12 protein-coding genes and 3 pseudogenes are annotated in these 15,019 nt (G+C 59.4%); 9 read left to right on the forward strand and 6 right to left on the reverse strand.

The window, feature by feature from the left end:
- Window positions 1–21 precede the first annotated feature (21 nt).
- The 3 genes from CKW40_RS31880 to sctL are packed head-to-tail and all read right to left on the reverse strand — an operon-like array spanning window position 22 to window position 2,512.
- Complete coding sequence (locus CKW40_RS31880; protein ID WP_095203714.1) at window positions 22–558, reverse strand: hypothetical protein; 537 nt, start codon at window positions 556–558, stop codon at window positions 22–24.
- Complete coding sequence (gene sctN / locus CKW40_RS31885; RefSeq protein ID WP_095203715.1) at window positions 534–1,892, reverse strand: type III secretion system ATPase SctN; 1,359 nt, start codon at window positions 1,890–1,892, stop codon at window positions 534–536. The genes CKW40_RS31880 and sctN overlap by 25 nt, the downstream gene beginning before the upstream one ends.
- Window positions 1,889–2,512 carry a type III secretion system stator protein SctL gene (gene sctL, locus CKW40_RS31890; RefSeq protein ID WP_095203716.1) on the reverse strand — a complete coding sequence of 208 codons (624 nt, stop codon included), beginning with the start codon at window positions 2,510–2,512 and terminating at the stop codon, window positions 1,889–1,891. Before sctL ends, sctN begins: the two co-directional genes overlap by 4 nt.
- 170 nt (window positions 2,513–2,682) lie before the next feature.
- On the opposite strand from sctL, the gene CKW40_RS45450 reads away from it, so the two are divergent.
- Window positions 2,683–2,874, forward strand: a complete 192-nt coding sequence (locus CKW40_RS45450) for a hypothetical protein (RefSeq protein WP_280175415.1) — start codon at window positions 2,683–2,685, stop codon at window positions 2,872–2,874.
- A 274-nt stretch (window positions 2,875–3,148) separates the two neighbouring features.
- Here the strand turns inward: CKW40_RS45450 and sctJ are convergent, their stop codons facing one another.
- Together sctJ and CKW40_RS31905 are read right to left on the reverse strand one after the other, a co-directional pair.
- The gene (gene sctJ, locus CKW40_RS31900) at window positions 3,149–4,009 is read right to left on the reverse strand and encodes a type III secretion system inner membrane ring lipoprotein SctJ (RefSeq protein ID WP_095203718.1); all 861 of its coding nucleotides are present in this window, start codon (window positions 4,007–4,009) and stop codon (window positions 3,149–3,151) included.
- Window positions 4,010–4,018: 9 nt separating this feature from the next.
- Window positions 4,019–4,654, reverse strand: coding sequence for a nodulation protein NolB (locus CKW40_RS31905; protein ID WP_342202956.1), 636 nt, complete (start codon window positions 4,652–4,654; stop codon window positions 4,019–4,021).
- A 54-nt stretch (window positions 4,655–4,708) separates the two neighbouring features.
- Between CKW40_RS31905 and CKW40_RS31910 the strand changes: the two genes are divergently transcribed.
- From CKW40_RS31910 to CKW40_RS31935, 5 genes and pseudogenes are all read left to right on the forward strand, one after another.
- Window positions 4,709–5,404 (forward strand): nodulation protein NolW, encoded by a 696-nt coding sequence (locus CKW40_RS31910; RefSeq protein WP_095203720.1) that lies wholly within the window; start codon window positions 4,709–4,711, stop codon window positions 5,402–5,404.
- Window positions 5,405–5,831: 427 nt separating this feature from the next.
- Window positions 5,832–7,307: pseudogene (locus tag CKW40_RS31920) on the forward strand (HrpF/NolX family T3SS translocon protein); the annotation flags it as partial.
- Window positions 7,308–8,435: 1,128 nt separating this feature from the next.
- A complete protein-coding gene (locus CKW40_RS31925) occupies window positions 8,436–9,122 on the forward strand; it encodes a response regulator (RefSeq protein WP_095203722.1) in 687 nt (228 codons plus the stop codon).
- A gap of 28 nt (window positions 9,123–9,150) precedes the next feature.
- Window positions 9,151–10,611, forward strand: coding sequence for a type II and III secretion system protein family protein (locus CKW40_RS31930; RefSeq protein WP_179298191.1), 1,461 nt, complete (start codon window positions 9,151–9,153; stop codon window positions 10,609–10,611).
- A gap of 9 nt (window positions 10,612–10,620) precedes the next feature.
- Window positions 10,621–11,187, forward strand: a complete 567-nt coding sequence (locus CKW40_RS31935) for a CpaD family pilus assembly lipoprotein (RefSeq protein ID WP_095203724.1) — start codon at window positions 10,621–10,623, stop codon at window positions 11,185–11,187.
- Between the two features lie 287 nt (window positions 11,188–11,474).
- Here the strand turns inward: CKW40_RS31935 and CKW40_RS31940 are convergent, their stop codons facing one another.
- Complete coding sequence (locus CKW40_RS31940) at window positions 11,475–11,780, reverse strand: IS66 family insertion sequence element accessory protein TnpB (protein WP_244571370.1); 306 nt, start codon at window positions 11,778–11,780, stop codon at window positions 11,475–11,477.
- On the opposite strand from CKW40_RS31940, the pseudogene CKW40_RS31945 reads away from it, so the two are divergent.
- The 3 genes and pseudogenes from CKW40_RS31945 to CKW40_RS31960 all read left to right on the forward strand — a co-directional run.
- A pseudogene (locus CKW40_RS31945) lies at window positions 11,711–13,295 on the forward strand (transposase). The gene CKW40_RS31940 and the pseudogene CKW40_RS31945 sit on opposite strands and share 70 nt — an antisense overlap.
- Before the next feature lie 654 nt (window positions 13,296–13,949).
- Window positions 13,950–14,289: pseudogene (gene tnpB, locus CKW40_RS31955) on the forward strand (IS66 family insertion sequence element accessory protein TnpB); the annotation flags it as partial.
- 71 nt (window positions 14,290–14,360) lie between these two features.
- On the forward strand, window positions 14,361–15,019 hold a 659-nt coding region (locus tag CKW40_RS31960; RefSeq protein WP_143748405.1), incomplete at its 3' end, for an IS66 family transposase zinc-finger binding domain-containing protein.

Consider the following 15,019-nt stretch of genomic DNA (forward strand, 5'->3'; position numbering starts at 1 on the left):
GTCATGCGCAGGACCCGCGGGTTATCGGATCTGACTGTGCGACATCTGTGCAAGCGGACCCCTCCCGTACCGAAGCAGTATCTCATCGTCGGCCTCCATCTCGCCTGCGACCTCCGAGTGAATCTCGACGGCGCGCCGGGCGTCGTCCTCTATTCGTTGCCATTTGTGCGTTGCCGCCGAACACGTGACCCATAAGTCCCTCGTCTCGGACGCTGCTATCTCGGCCTTTTCTTGAGCGATGCGCGCACTAACAAGCACCTGCCGCCTGAATGTGATCTCAGCCGCAAGCCACTCAATATGGAGGTGGTGACGGTCGAGCGCTGCGCTGGACAAGTTTTCGAGCGTCATCATCTCCTGGTAGAGCGCTGCTTCAGCCGTTGAGCAATGTTGCTGTGCGATTACAAGCTCTCGGGAGGCATTCTGTGCGGCTGAGGTGGCCATATGGCGCTGGGCTTCCTTTTTGGACAGCTGACTAAGAGCACGACGTTCTTGCATTGCCTTCAGGAGCCGCAATCTCGAAGCCTGACCATAATTCACGCGGTCAGACGCGACATCCATGCGACCGTCTCCTCAAATCCTGACGCCTCGTCTTCGCCCTGGCGCAAAAACTCCCTCAGCTCGTCGATTGACGACACGGCCCGGTCAGTCAGCGGATCGCCGCCTTCCTTATATTCGCCCACATTGATCAAAAACTCGGTCTCGGCATAGCGCGAGAGGAGTTCACGGAAGAACGATGCTGCCTTGCGATGTGTCCCCGAAACGACCGCATCCATGACGCGACTGCGGCTCTGCAGCACGTCGATAGCAGGGAAATGCGATCGCGCCGCAACAACGCGTGAGAGGACAACATGGCCATCGAGAATGCCGCGCGATTCTTCGGCGATTGGATCACCTGTGCCATCGCCTTCCACAAGCACGGTATAGAAAGCCGTGATTGAGCCACGCTCACCCATGCCGGCGCGCTCCAGCAGGCCCGGAAGCCTGCCAAAAACGGAAGGAGGAAAGCCCCGTCGCGTCGGCGGCTCACCCGCAGCAAGGCCTATTTCGCGCATGGCGCGGCAGAAGCGCGTCAGCGAGTCCAGCATGAGAGCAACGCGTAGCCCTTGTTCGCGAAAATATTCCGCGAGCGCTGTCGCCATCGGAGCACATTGCGCCCGCTCAACCGCCGAGCGGTCGGATGTTTCAACAACAACGACCGTACGGCGAAGGCCCTCCTCGCCAAGGTGCCTCTCGATGAATTCACGAACTTCACGTCCTCGTTCGCCGATGAGCGCGACTATGACAACGTCAGCGTCGGCACCTTTGACGATCTGTGACAATAACGTCGACTTGCCACAACCTGGCTCGCCGTAAATCCCGATCCGCTGGCCCTCGCCGCACGTCAGGAGACCATCCAAGGCACGGACGCCAAGCGGGAATGGCCGGTCGATCATGCGCCGGGTCATTGGATTGGGGGAGCTGCCGTGCAGCGGCCGAGTTTCGGCGGTTTTGATTTGGCCTTTGCCGTCCAGTGGACGGCAACGACTGTCAATTACGCGGCCGAGCAAATTGTCGCCGACCGGTACTTCACGCATTCGTCCGGTGGCCACGACTTCTGCGCGGCTGGACAGCCCCTCCAAGTCACCGATCGGCGTCAGCAATACGCCATAATCCACCAGGCCAATTACCTCGGCTTCGAGCGACAGTCCGGTTCGCGGGTCCTGTAGAAGGCAGAGTTCCCCAATGCGAGTGTCTGGCAAGACGGCATGGACCAATGTGCCGACAGCCCGCGTGATCCTGCCGCGCACGACGCGCGTGTCGATCTGCTTTGCCCTAGCTCTCAAAGACGAAATCGCCGGATCGGCGGCCCAGATTGCAGTGCCGTTACTATGTTCTGACACCGGCGTGGTCACAGTTCGCCCCTTTTAGAAAGCAACCCGAAACCGAGGCGCAACGCGCGCATTTGCGCGTCAAGCCCCAGATCGACATTGCCGTATTCGCTCCACAGCTCGCACCGTTGCGGCGACAACGTCGGATCCGGTTCGATCCGAACCCTCGGCCGACTATCTTTTCCGTCGCATCCAGCAAACTCTCGCGTAAGCATGTCCGCTTGCATCGGACACACATGGAGGCAAACTTCCGCGCCGCTGTATTGGCGCTCAATGGCGTGACGAACAGCCATCACCAACAGTTCGCCCGGATCGAACGTTCCCACAAGATCGCTTAGTATCTCCATCACGAGCTGCGGCAACTCCTGCTCCAGAACCGCCTTTCGTCGTGCGACTTCGGCGACTGCCTCTGCAATCAGAGCTGCCATTTCCTCGGCGCCAGCATTGAAGCCCTCGCTATGACCGCGCGCCAACTCACGCTGATACGCGGCGAGTGCCCATCTGCGGACCCGCTGCTGATGCCGTTCTGCGCCGGCACGTGCTTCTGCGGCGCTATTCCAGATTTCGAGCTCGCTAGCCGGTATCAGTGGACCGAGTGGGCGCATCTGTGGCGCTTTTGGCGCCACGGAAATATCGGCTGTCATATCAGCGGGTTCTCCGTCTCAAAATGAGCTACTACAAGAGAAAACAGCTGGCCGGAGGCGTTCCCGTGCTCAGGCTCCGGATTCTCTGCGGCGGTCCCCACTGGCAACCGTAGAAGCACGCGGTTACGCTCCATCACTGGCATGTCATGGAGCCAAGCACCAAGACAGCCATGTCCATCGCGTTCGATTTCCTGCGCGAGTCTTTCCGGATCAGCGATCAATCTGTTCGCAACGGCGTGCGACTGATGTCGGATTCCAAATGCGTGCGCATCAGCTCCGATATGTTCAATAAAGACGCTGAGGTCAGGCTGGGACACAAGCTTAAGCAGCGAACGGGCATGCCATACACTACCCGCAAGTAGGGCAGCCCGATGGGGATCATTCCCGCGCAGAAGGTCAGGCGCCCAGTCGGTGCGGCTCGACTCCGAGTCGTTCTCAAGCAGCAATTTTGTCAGTTTGCGCTGCAGTCTGGGACACTGCTGCAACCGTGCCAACGTCGCAGCCGATAACGCAGGATCAAGACGCGCTGCAAGACGAGTCGGATGGGCCGAAGAAGCAAGCTCGCTACGGCCTAATGCGGGCAATTGGAACGAACCATCAGTTTGGGCAGTCTGTATCGGCATTGGCATTGGCATGTCATTTAGGCGCTATCGCCGGTGTGTTTTTGCGGATGGCCCCGACAGCAGAAACACCCGACCGCCGCTCGAGCTTGGAAAGTTCGCCCGTTGGTTGTCTTCGCCGGCGGCTTAGAGCGCTGGCAAAGAGATAGCACGCCACTGCAAATATGGCTGCGGCAATACCGATCACGGTTGCCAGAAGCGGCCCTGGAACGGGCTTGGAAGCTTGGGCCAAAACAGTCGCAGGCATGGGCCTTTGCTCATGCGGGGGCCGATCTACCGGGACCAAAACCACCTCTACCTTGTCGTAGGACAACCCTTCGATGCTGTCGGCGACGAGCATCTTTATCTTCGGCAGCAGAACCGAGAGATTTGCTTTGGCGTCGTGCCTGATAAAAACCGAGGCCGAGGATGGCGTGGCGCCTGCCCGCAAAAGGTCGTTATGCGGCAGAACCACATGAACACGTACCGATAACACGCCATCGATATCGCTGATCGTGCGCGACAGCTCCTCGCTCAATGCGTACACGTAACGGGCACGTTCCTCAGTTGGCGAGGCAATCAAGCCTGATCCGTCGAATATCTCGCCGAGGTTCTTGAATGACTGGCGCGGCAACCCCTTGCCATTCAGGAGGTTGATTGAGAAAGCAAGCAGCTTTTCGTCAACCTGGACAGTGCTGGTCCCATCTTTGGCGACCACCCGGACCGCATCAACCCCGTTGTCTACTAGAAGGGCGAGCATCTCGTTCGCCTCGCGCTCCTGCAGTTGCGTGTAGAGGTCGACCTTGCAACCGCTGAGGGCCACGAGAAGTGGCACGATAAGGCGAAGCGATCGCCGACCAGACGTCCCACGCATGATTTCGACGGCTAAGATAGTCATAGCCGCGAATCAGCCTTCCTTTAGAAGTTTATTCACGGATGAGGTGATGCCGCTGACACCTTTGGAAACAAGAGCAATCTGGGTGACGCCGTTGTAAATATCCCGCAGACCAGCAATCATCGCCTCGAAATCATGCCTCCCTTGCGGAAGGCCCGACATTCCGGGTCCCGCGCCACCTTCGGCAGGAAGCTTCTGCTGCGGCCCAGGTAGGGCACCCTTCAAAAGAACTATCTGATGATCGAGCGCGGCCGAACTAACCGTATTGTTTGAGTACATCGAAGAAATCGTCCGCAACGCGCGATCGCCCAGGGCACGTGTATGCGTAGCCGCGCGTTGAACATCCATCGCCGGAGGAACGGGCACCCTCGCCGGCGCCCAGGCAGCGTCGTTTTTCAGCGGGTCGGACGCGTGCGCTAGAGTGCGCTCAAACTGGGCCTGCTCGCTGAAGGACGGTGACCCGGCCCTGGGGAGACAGTCCGTTGGGGTGGCAGTGATTGACGTGATTGGCATCATAGTGCAAGGACTCAATTGCTTCGGCTTTGACCGAGGGAAACCCGCCCGCTCGTCATTCGTTACCGGGTCACGTCTAGGCGGTCGAGCTGACGACAAGCTGACTAATGGAGCCTGGCGGTCATTAAAAGTCATGCTGGTCGACTTAGTCACTTGTGAAAATTTCAGACTTTGGTTTATCAGTGCGAGATGCTGAGAGCCCTCATCCAATCCGTCACCCTGCACGTTTTGAGACTTCTTTGTGCGGGGTTTTTTCTCGCCACCGGAATCCACGGAACTCTCGGCGTCCCTTTATCGCTCTCCAAGACGCCTTACAGGTATACGGTTCTCGATCAGGACCTCTCTACCGCGCTGCAGGAATTCGGCAACAACATGAATATCCGGGTCAATATTAGCGCTGAGGTGAAAGGACGGATTCGCGGGAGTATGCCGGATTTGCCACCGCGCGAGTTCCTCGACCGCTTGGCCAACCTGTACGGCCTGCAATGGTACTTCGATGGGCTTGTCCTCTACGTGTCATCTGCAAAAGAATCGCAAACTCGCATGCTGGTGTTGACTTCGATTCGCTTCACTGGGCTCAGGGAGGCCCTTGATGAGCTTGAGATCTCCGATAATCGCTACGTCGTGAAACCCACGCCGGGAGATGGCCTCGTTTTGGTCTCCGGCCCGCCGCGCTTCATCGCGCTCGTGGAGCAGACGTTCAACGGTCTCGTCGCGGAGGCAGAGGCGCGCATGCCTGAAACGCCGCCAAGGGAGTCGGTCCTAACACTGTTTCGAGGCTCCTCCACCATGGTCGTCCGCAACGGATTGCCTGAAGCGTCTTATTCGTCTGATGCGCCGCAGCAGGATGGCGTTGGCGGGAAGCCAGAGCCACGCCAAAAATGATATCTGAGGTCGCAGCTTCGGGACAGATCATCACCTTGGCCACGTCAAGTTGTGAATTCTTCTGAACTCGTCAGTTTGCCGAAAGCTCAACCGCACATGGTGAGGGCCGGCAGCTTCCGCGATATCTCCAGCCATTGTGCTGGAATTGCCCCTGGAGCTGGCGCAGAACGAGGCAATTTGAAGCAAGGCAGGGTTTTTGTCCCGGCCGAGCTCGGAACTGTCAAAACACCTGCACACAAGAAGCTTCCTGAGGGCTCTTGCGCGGCTTCGCAACATCACGAGGATATCAATGTCAGCTTTATCGTCCATCTTACAATCCGGGCAGCCAATCCCGGGCTGCCTGAAAACTTCTATGCAGCCTCAGCAAAGCGCATCGTCCTTCGAAGCAACGCTGAGCAACTGCGTGCGCAAACACTTCGGGCTGCCCCCAGGTCCCGTCCCAAGTTCGAGAATCACTTGGAACGGCGGCTTGCTGACACAGGCCGAACTGCAGATCGTGGCGGTGCTGAACCGTCACAAGGACCAAATGCCCCTCAGTTGGGATTCGCTGGCGGACAAAGCCAATGATCCCTCCACACCACCAGATCTGAGAGAGGCGATCGAGGGACTACAGCGGGCCCCAGAACTTTTCCATGCAATCGGCTCCCAAGGCGATGGCCGCTTTGGCGGTTGGATCACGGCGAAGGATTTATCTGGATTCTCTGGCCATCACTCACAAGTTGCCGCATTTCAGGGCCAGCAGGCGCAAAGCTACGTGGAGAACTACATCCCATCCGACAGTACTGGAAACCCGCAGCCGTCGGTCATGACCAGGGACGATGCATTGCGCGAGCTCTACCGGTATTCCGAAAACCTGCCCAAGAACCTGAGTCTGGCTGATTTCAAACAGATCGTCGAAGGCGACGCAAAAGCCGGCAAATGTCCGCCACAGGTTATTGCCGCGGCTCAGTACTTCGTCAGCCGTCCAAATGAATGGAAGCAGTTGTACGGTGGTTCGATCGACAAAGTCCACAAAGAGGATTTTCTCCAAGTCGCTTCATCTTCGATGAGCCTCACGCAATACGAGCGGAATACACTTAAGACTATTAATATCAATCAGAGAGCCTTTTTTGGGAGCGGTGACCTGACTCGTGACAAGCTCGCGAGCATGGCAGAAGACGAGAGCCTCAATCCGAAGGTACGGCAAGCTGCCTCGCAGCTGCTCTCGGATCCTCTATTGTTCAGTCTCCTAAACAATTCGATTACGGGCTATAAAACCCACAATGCGTTTTTCGACTTCGGCGGCGGACACACGGTCGATTCCGGTAACATCAGCAAAAAAGACTTTGCCCGCTTCTACGACGGCATGTCGTCAGCCAACCGCACCGTTCAGCAGCCAAAGACCCATACGCCCGAAACCGCGGCGGAACAGGAAGCCGTCGCGGACATGATGATGGGCCAGGCGGACCAGCCTGATACCAAGTCAGTCAAAAAAAACGGCGGGGCCTTCATCCACGCAGTCGACAACGTGCTGAAAATAGCCGCGCCAGTGCTTGATTGGGCTGCGACGGCTGTGGGCTTATTGAGCTTCGTTCCGGTCCTGGGCCAAGTGGCCGATGCCGTGTCGATGGCGCTTTCGTGCGAGGCGCAAGCGCTAAATCTTCTCCGCACAGCCATTACAGGAGGCAATATGAAGCAGGCGCTCCTAGAAGCTGGCGTCAATATCGGAGCGCAAGCGCTCAGCCTTGTCGCCGGCCCCCAGGTCAAGCTTGCAATTCGCAACGGGCTCGTGAAGCAGGCGCTGGAGGAGGCCGCCAACGCCGGGATCAATCTCCCAATTTCCATGGCGCAAGGCTATGCACAAGACTATTTGTACAACCTGCAAGCACGCCTTGCGGCCGAACCTGTGCAAGCGGCCGGCCTCCCCAGCGACCATTTGGACAACCTGCAACCGCGCCTTGCGGCCGGAGCCGTGCAAGCGGCCGGCCTCCCCAGCGACCATTTGTACGATCTGGAACCGCGCCTTGGGTCCGGAGCCGTGCAAGCGGCCGGCCTCCCCAGCGACCATTTGTACGATCTGGAACCGCGCCTTGGGTCCGGAGCCGTGCAAGCGGCCGGCCTCCCCAGCGACCATTTGTACGATCTGGAACCGCGCCTTGGGTCCGGAGCCGTGCAAGCGGCCGGCCTCCCCAGCGACCATTTGTACGATCTGGAACCGCGCCTTGGGTCCGGAGCCGTGCAAGCGGCCGGCCTCCCCAGCGACCATTTGTACGATCTGGAACCGCGCCTTGGGTCCGGAGCCGTGCAAGCGGCCGGCCTCCCCAGCGACCATTTGTACGATCTGGAACCGCGCCTTGCGTCCGGAGCTGTGCTAGCGGCCGGCCTCTCCAGCCAGATGGGCATGCCAATATACCAGAAGGTGGCCTGACAACAAATGTGCGACTTCCTCGCCACGCTTCATCGCTCTATCGATCACCTTGCGAGAAACCTTTGTCTTTCCGCGCGTCGATTGAGCAGGCGTCCCTTAAATCGCTGCAGGTGAGAACGAGTCGAAAAGAACACCCGGAAAAGATCGGTCATGTTGAACAGTTGGCGCGGCGCCCGGGTGCCAGTGCTTCATCGGTGGCCATAGGCTCCGCCGGCTCGCACAATGGGCCGGTGGAGCGCGGCGATGCAGGCGCGCCACGGTGCTTACGCCTTTGGCCGAACCGGAAGTCGGACGATAATCGAAAATGGCCGCAAGCGAACCGTGCGCGGGTGGCGCAAGCTCGCTCAGATTGGGCAGTCTTGCTCGTTGAGCATCTTGGGCAGCCTTTAATACGCGAGTGCATCCATAATATGGATGCTTACCATCCTAACAATGGATTTGTTCCATTCCCTTCTCGAAAGCTAACCAACCTAGCCATGGAATCAGAATGCTCTGGAGGGCGATGCTGGCCTGAGATGGCCAGTCGGAAAGAGGGTACGATACTGCGACGAGTTGGGAGACTTCTGCCGTCGCCGCGGTGTGTCATAGTCGACGGTGACCTGTCCTACCTCAATAGGAGATGAAGTGCGGACTCTGCTCGTTGACCATCATGCGGATCTTGCGCACACGGTGCGAGTTGCGCTCGGGGATAGCGGTTTCGCCGTTGATGTAGTTGGTACACTGGAACAGGCGTCGAGTGCATTTTGTTGCGCGAGCTATGAAATTCTCCTGCTGGAGTTGGCTCTGCCAGATGGCGATGGCTTGGGATGGCTGAGGCAGCTAAGGAGCGACGGGCATTCAGTTCCTGCCGTCATTATGAGTAGCCTCAACGATCTTGAGAAGCGAATTGCGATTTTCAACGGTGGCGCAGACGATTTTCTGCTCAAGCCCGTCTCCACCGATGAGCTCATCGCCAGAATGAGAGCCATTCGGCGCCGTGCGACACAGATGACCGACCCCATTGTTGTATTTGGCAATCTCAACTTCGATCCAATCGGTCGACAGGTTTCCGTTGCGGGTCATCCCCTGATCATTGCACGCCGCGAAGTATGTATTTTGGAGCATCTGCTTAACCGTGCAGGCCGCATCGTGCCGCGTGCGCAGCTGGAAGATCACCTTTATTCGTTCAACGACGAAGTATCTGGCAACGCGCTTGAAGTCGGAATCTATCGCTTACGTGGACACCTGAGTAGGTCAGGTGCAACCGCGCAGATCAAGACGGTGCGTGGCATAGGTTACATTCTTGAATTGACCGACGCGGTAGACGCATAGTTGGTCGAATTTGAAAGAAAAGAGTGCCTTGAATATCGTTCCAACTCGCCATTCTAGCTCCAATTGGCAGCCGATTCTGATCGGCGGTCCGAGCCCTACGGTTTCCCGCTACTTGGGCCATTTCCTCTGCGCGCTCATCCTGTTGTCTCCACTTTCTGTGGCGGCCCAAGACAAGCAGAATGAAAGAGCGCCGCGTGCCGCTTCCAAAAGCATCAAAGACACGCTGAACCTCTCCTCTTCGCTCGGCAAGACAGTTCATTTGCCGGCGCCAGCCGCCACCATCTTCGTTGCCGACCCAACGATCGCAGACTTTCAGGCACCCTCGAACCAAACCATCTTCGTGTTTGGCAAGAACTCCGGGCAGACCAGCCTGTTCGCCTTGGACAAAAACGGCGAGGCTCTGGCCGAGTTGCGTATTGTCGTCACCCAACCGATCGAGGAATTGCGCGCCATGTTGAAGGATCAGGTCGGCGACTATTCAATCGAGGTCAGCTATACGCCGCGCGGCGCGATCCTTAGCGGTACAGCGCCCGATGCGAAGGTCGCCGATACCGCGAAAAGGGTCACTGAGCAATATCTCGGTGACGGTGCGCAAGTCGTCAATAACATCAAGGTCGCTGGGTCCTTACAGGTTAATCTTAGTGTGCGCGTAGCGGAGGTCTCCCGTAGCGCCATGAAGGCACTCGGCGTTAACCTGTCCGCCTTTGGTCAAATCGACAATTTCAGAGTGGGCTTGTTAAGCGGCGCTGGCGCTGGCTCTGGTGCAGCGCAGGGCGGCGGGACAGCAGAAATCGGATTTAACAATGGTGCCGTCAACATCGGCGCGGTTCTCGACGCGCTCGCCAAGGAGCACATAGCTTCCGTGTTGGCTGAGCCGAATCTTACCGCGATGTCCGGTGAAACTGCCAGCTTTCTGGCTGGCGGCGAATTTCCCATCCCTGTCCTGCAGGGAAATGGGCAAGTGTCGGTTGAATTCCGTCACTTCGGCGTCAGCCTGGAATTCGTACCGACCGTTCTTAGCGACAATCAAATCAACATTCGCGTAAAGCCGGAAGTCAGTGAACTAACGTCCCAGGGGGCCGTTCAAGTCAACGGTATCTCCGTGCCGGCAGTTTCCACGCGCCGAGCCGACACAGTCGTCGAACTCGCCAGTGGGCAGAGCTTTGCGATTGGCGGTCTCATCAGGCGCAACGTCAACAATAATGTCACTGCCTTTCCCTGGCTCGGTGAAATGCCGATCCTTGGCGCCCTGTTTCGTTCCTCTTCGTTTCAAAAGGAAGAATCAGAACTAGTAATTCTGGTTACGCCTTACATCGTAAGACCAGGCTCCAGCCCCAACCAGATGAACGCACCCATGGAGCAGATGGCGCCGACTTTGGACGGGGGCGGCACTTCTACAAATTCGCCGGCAAGTCCGCCGCGAGGTCGCGCTGCTGCCGGCACCGGCTCGCCAAGGGCCAAGGCCGGGCTCGGCTTCATCATCGAATAGTGTAACCGAATGACTTTGCGGACTGTAATTCTCCTGATCACTCTGACGACCAGCGTAAGTGGCTGCACAAGCACTGCGCCGATCTATGTCGAGCCACCGGCGCCAATCCTTATCCAACAGGAGACCACCGTCCTGATATTAGAGAGCCTTGGCGCTTCCGAACGGCAGCGTTTGCGCGTTTTCCTCAAGAAAGCCAGTCGCGGCCGGCCCGATGCCGTTCACCTCCTTATCAGCGGGTCGTCCCGGCTCAGCGCAGAGGCAGTCCACCAGGCCAGGCAGATGGCCATTAATGCTTACAACATCCATTTGCTCGATCAACACGAAGCCGGCGCGGTACGGATAGAGGCGATAGTCTATCATGCCCGCCCGCCCGTCTGTCCGTCGTATTCCGGTCGTTTACTCAAAGACAACTCGTTCGAACAGACGCTTGGCTGCTCTACACAACGTAATCTAGCAGCAATGGTCAACGACCCACGCGATTTGCTCGACAATAGGGCTATTGTGCCAAGCGATGGCGATCGTGCGGCCATCCCAGTTGCCACATACAGGACATTCGCGACGGGCAAAGGTAGCTGACATGACTCGTATGGTCTCTGGACCAAGACTTCGGTAACGGGCCGGTGCAGTCAAGTCCAAGATAGACGCAGGAACGGTTCGGCAACACACTGTGTCGGCCGATTGAGGGCTACTCATTCCGAGTGCGTGATCGCGATGAGAGCGCTGGATCGCATCCCTTTTTCTGAGGCCACCCCGGGTTCATGGTTTCATGCTTCGGTCCGTGGTCAGCGCGCAGCGCGCATGTCTGCGGCGCATATCGGTCGCGCCGCAGCACAGGTAAATCCGGTCGGTCGGCACTACCGTGATCACCTGGTCAACTCCGCCAGGACGATGCGCAGCGCTGTCGGATCGACGATCCGTCGATCCTCAATCGCGCGCCGCTCGGAAAGGCCACGACGATTCTTTCCGGCCGGGTCCGGGCAATCGGCGACGGGGCGTTCAACCTCGGGCAGATCGCTCACGTCGATGCGCGCGAAGGTCGCCATCGCCTGATCGGCATCAGGCTCGCCGCCGACCATCTGCTTGCGCCAGGCATAGAGCTGTGAGGCTACGCCGAACGCTTGCGCGACCTCGGTCACCGACGACCCCGCCGCGCTCGCCAGGACGACCAACGCGCGCTTCTCAGTGCAGCTCCACAGCCTTCGTTGCCGCGCGCGCCCGTGCCGAAAAGGCGCGCATTCTCGACGAATTTGTTGCCGTGAGCAGGTTTCACCGCAAGCACGCAATGCGGCTGTTGCGGAAGAACCCGTCTCCGTCTCGTTCGGGGCCGAGACCCGCGCGCCGCATTTATGACGATGCCGTTCGTGAAGCGCTGATCGTGCTCTGGGAGGCGTCGGACAGGATCTGTGGCAAACGACTGAAGGCGCTGGTTCCGATTCTGGTCGAGGCGATGGAGCGTCACGGATATCCTCGTTTGACCGCGGAAATCCGCAGTCGGCTTCTGACGATGAGCGCGGCGACAATCGACCGTGTTCTTGGCTACATCAGTCTCGAGAGACCGCCGGAGGACGGGCACGGCGCCGCAGCGGTATCCACGGCGCTACGACGGAGCATTCCGATTCGTACTTTCTCCGACTGGCAGGACCTTCCGCCCGGATTTGTCGAGGCTGACCTGGTGGCGCACAGTGGACCGGTGACGAGCGGCAGCTTTATTCAAACGCTTTGTCTCACCGACATTGCGAGCGGGTGGACGGAATGCGCTCCCCTGCTTGTCCGCGAGCAGAAGCTGCTGAGCGAGGTGCTGACGGAACTGCGGCGGCTCCTGCCATTCAAACTTCTCGGGTTCGATACGGACAATGACAGCGTGTTCCTGAATGAGACTGTGCGCGATTACTGCCGGGACGGTGGCATCGAGTTCACCCGCTGCCGGCCTTACCGCAAGAATGACCAGGCATTTGTCGAGCAGAAGAACGGCGCCGTTGTTCGCCGCATTGTCGGCTATCGCCGGCTGGAGGGACTTGAAGCCGCCGCAGCGCTCGCGCAGCTCTATTCGACGGTGCGGCTGTTCGTGAACTTCTTCCAGCTTCCAGCCGTCGATCAAGCTGGCTGAAAAGGAACATGACGGTGCCCGGGTGCGCAAGCCGGATATATCGGTATATCCTCCGGCAACTCCCCGCCAGCGGCTGCTGGAAGACCGGCGGACGCCGGAATCCGTTCGAATGGAGCTGTCGCAAAATTATGCGCGGCTGGATCCCGTCAGGCTGCTGAGGGACATGAGATTCGCACAACAGCTTCTTGTCGCCATCGCCGATCAATCCCCCACACCGGCGCCCATGGTGACCGAGCCCGCGCTCGATCGGTTCCTCTCAGGGTTGCGAACTGCGTGAAAGGAGGGCGAAATCCGCCCCACCGCGAAGCTGAAACCAAAGCAAAAGCGAGAACGGCGGCGACCTGATCCTTTTGCAAGGGAGTCGCCGACCGATTGCGTGCTTGGTTTGACGAAGAACCGTGGCGGACGAGCCGGGAACTGCTCGAGCGTCTGCAGGCGGAGTACCCAGAGAAGGTACCCCGCTCTCGTTTTGCGCTCACTGCAACGCCGGGTGAAGATATGGCGCAAGGAAAGGGCTCACGCGATGGTGTTTGGTGCGTCGCCGTCGGTCGCGACCGTCAAGACAATGGCCAACTGAACGGCCGCAGCCGTGGGGAACATCCTGGTGAGGCAACGGAGGAATCGTTCAGGAGCATTCCGTGATGAGGCAATACGCGCCCTCACGTTGATTGTCGCGCCATATCCAGCACCCTCCCCCCGCGCCAGCAGACCCGCAGCAATGCAGCCCGGCTCGTAAGCGCCACGCCGCTCCCCTCGTGCGGCGCATGAGGTGAATGTGCCAAGAATCCCCCCCGATCGCGAGAGACGGAGGGTCCAGTGGGAGCAGACAGCAAAATGGACGTCCATTTGGACGTCTCGACAATTGGCTACGCAGGCCGGGTCGAGGTTATGGAAGGTCCGACGGGACGGCGGGTTCGCTCGGAGGCCGATAAATCCCGGATTGCGGCCGAGAGCCTGATGCCGGGGGTGCAGGTGGGGCGGTTGCACGCAAGCACGGCGTGACCCGCTGGCAGGTCTATGATTGGCGGCGTCGTCTTCGTCAGAGACGACTGGCGCTGCCGGAAAGCATGGCGCCGATGTTCGCGCCGCTGATGGTGGACGAATCATAGGCGCCTCAGCCGACGATGAGGCCACCGAAATCGACGCCGGCGAAGGTGGAGATCGTGATCGACGACATGGTGATCCGAACGGCGGTTGATCTCGAGCATCTGGCGCAGGTGCGGGCCTCGCGATGATTGCACCGGGTGCCGATCTGAAGATCTACATGGCGACCCGTCCGGTCGACTTCCGTCGCGGCCTGGACGGGCTGGCGGCGGCGGTGCAGGAGATGCTCGGCCTCGATCCTTACGTCGGCGCGGCCTTCGTCTTTCGGGCCAAAAGGACTGACCGGATCAAAATTTTGGTGTGGGACGGCACTGGACTTGTGATCGTTCACAAGCGGCTCGAGGGCTCGAAGTTCGTCTGGCCGCAGGTTTCGTGACGGCGTGATGCGCATGTCGCCGGCGGTGTTCGCAGCCCTGTTCGAAGGGCTGGATTGGCGACTGGTTCGCCCCGAGAGGGTGCGGCGCCCGCAGCTGCCGGATGAGTGTGGCACAGTGACTCAGGCCTGTTGCCCCCGGTGGCGTTATCGGCGCTCAATCGGATGGTTCTCCAGGAAGAGAACGAGCATTTGAAGGCGCCCCTCGAAGAGGTGCGCCGGCGCCTGGAGGTCATCGTCGGTCAACTGAACCACGAGAAGTTCGGCGCCAGGTCCGAAAAGCTGCATCCCGATCAATACCACCTGCCGCTCGAAGACGTGGCGATCGCGCAGGGCGTGCTTGATGCCGCGCAGGAAAAGGCGCTGCGGATCATCCAGGGCCGTTCGGACGGCACGTCCGGTTCCCGCCGGCGCAACCGCGGCCACTTGCCTGCCCACCTGCCGCGGATGGAGCGGATCATCGAGCCCGAGAGCACGCTGTGCCCGTGCGGCTGCGGCAAGATGGCCAGGATCGGCGAGGACGTGAGTGAACGGCTGGACGTGGTTCCGGCACAGTTGCGCGTTCTGGTCACCCGCCGCCCGAAATACGCTTGCCGCCGCTGCTCGGGCGCGGTCGTGCAGGCGCATGCGCCCGAGCATGTGGTGCCTGGCTGCCTGCCGACCGAGGCGCTGATCGCCCAGGTCATCGTCGCCAAGCTCGGCGATCACTTGCCGTTCTACCGGCAGGCCGAGATCTACGCTCGCCAGGGCATCCAGTTGGATCGCGCGACACTGGGCAATTGGGCTGGCCGAGCCTGCTTCCATCTCAAGCCCGTCGCCAGTCA

The sequence above is a fragment of the Mesorhizobium carmichaelinearum genome (assembly GCF_900199455.1).
Classification (GTDB): Bacteria; Pseudomonadota; Alphaproteobacteria; order Rhizobiales; family Rhizobiaceae; genus Mesorhizobium; species Mesorhizobium carmichaelinearum.